The organism is Lactobacillus sp. UMNPBX6 (genome assembly GCF_002553975.1).
Lineage (GTDB): Bacteria > Bacillota > Bacilli > Lactobacillales > Lactobacillaceae > Lactobacillus > Lactobacillus gallinarum.
The window spans coordinates 1-1,961 of the sequence record NZ_PCZD01000101.1; the positions used below are offsets into that span (position 1 = coordinate 1).

Below are 1,961 nucleotides of genomic sequence, written 5' to 3' on the forward strand. Positions count from 1 at the left end.
AAGAGTTGGATTGATCGTCTTTCAGTATCTAAGGGTTAGTTTTTTCCCAGACACTCTAAAAAAGCACCCTTAATTGTCAATGTCTTAACTTAATGACATTGATTATAGAATAGTTACCTTTTTCTTATTTGTTATGACTTTTAAAATTGTTATTTAAGTTCTGGCCAATATGGAGCATTAACTGGAATCATGTCATCCAAGATCTTCTTAGCTACAGATGCATCTGGAACAGTCTTGTTCAAAGCAAAGGCTTGGAGCATCTTTTGGTATGAGTGTTCTACATAAGCATCAACAACCAATTTTTCACAGGTTTGTTGTTCCATCATCAAACCTCTTTGGAAGCGGCCAGCCTTACCAGTTGCCATTGGTTGAATACCATCAGCACCAAACAATGCTGGAACTTCAACGATTGAATCTGGATCCATGTTTGAAATAGCACCATTGTTTTCACAGTTAGCTAAGAACTTCTCGTGGGTGTTGTAGGCAATAGCGTGAATAATATCTACGATATATTCTGAGTGCAAACCTGAAATGTCCCAAATATTATTCTTAGCAGTACCTGCCTTAACGATTCTTTCACATTCACCGAAGACAATCTTTTGACGGTGTTCACGAATTTCATCAGTACGAGTGTGCTTTGGATCGGCGTTTGCTACTTCATATTGTGGGAAGTAGTAGTATTGCATGTAGTTGTTTGGCAAGGTTTCTGGATCCATCTTGTAGTCATCGGCAACCTTCTTAAAGGTAGCTTCCCATGAAGCTTCAGTATCCTTGTCGTAGTCGCCGCCTACCCAGTAACCGTGATCCTTAACGTATTCCTTAAGCTTAGGCATTAAGTCTTCGCCGGTCTTCTTGTTTCTAACTTCTTTCCACCAGCCGAAGTGGTTCAAGCCGTAGTAGTTGAAGTCAATGTCGTGCCAGCTGTCAAGACCGCAGATAGCTGCCATTCTGTCCATGTCATCAATTGGCATATCACAAATGTTGATAATTTTTGCACCTGGACGAAGACGACGGCAAGCTTCAGCAACAATCGCAATAGTGTTGGAGTAGTTGATCATCCAAGCGTTTGGTGAGTATTCTTGCATCCAGTCAATAATTTGAATGATTGCAGGAATTGAACGAAGACCGTAAGCCATACCTCCGGGTCCTGTAGTTTCTTGACCGTTTACGCCGTATTTCAATGGGATCTTTTCATCTAAACTTCTCATGTGGTATTTACCAACACGAATTGAACCCATTACGAAGTCAACGTCAGTAAAGGCTTCCTTAGGATCAGTGGTGTATGAGAACTTAATTTGTGGAGCTCTTTCCTTCATGATAATCTTAACAGCTTCACCAATTTTCTTTTGACGTTCTGCATCGTTATCGTAGAACTTCAATTGTCTCATTGGGAACTTGTCTTGGCTCTTGATTAAGTCGAGTACAAATCCTGGTGTAAAAGTACTACCACCACCGGCAATAACTACTGAATATTTCTTACCATCCATAGTTCTTTATTCTCCTTTTTAGTAAGTTGATATCTTTTCGAATTGTTTAATTACCTTACGCATATATTTATAACATTTTTCTTCTAGTTTGTATTCGTTTTCATTAGCTTCAGACTTTGTTTCAGAACTTGAACCTCATTTTAGATCTCGAAATATATTTCAATCTTTAAATTACTATACAAATATAGTTTTTTCATTAAATTATATCTTATATATACTTGTTATCATAACAAGCTTAAAAAATATCAATTTTTATTTATTTTATTTTTCTACTATATAAACCTGCACTATTTACACAAAATGCCTTTAATCCCCGATATAATGGCATTTGCTCTTTTAAAAAATACTACTATATTAATATAACTAAGGCTATATTAATATAAAAAATTATATATTTTTATTTTTTAAAAACTTTTTTTGGCGGATTGTAAAATCAAATTGAACACTTCGTTCAAATATTAAAAAAAGTCCATT

At 35.8% G+C, this 1,961-nt stretch carries 1 protein-coding gene; it reads right to left on the reverse strand.

Going from position 1 to position 1,961, the window contains the following annotated elements; genetic code table 11:
* Positions 1-149: 149 nt before the first annotated feature.
* On the reverse strand, positions 150-1,487 hold the full coding sequence (locus CP357_RS09795; protein ID WP_098037209.1) for a 6-phospho-alpha-glucosidase: 1,338 nt from the start codon (positions 1,485-1,487) through the stop codon (positions 150-152).
* Between the last annotated feature and the right edge of the window lie 474 nt (positions 1,488-1,961).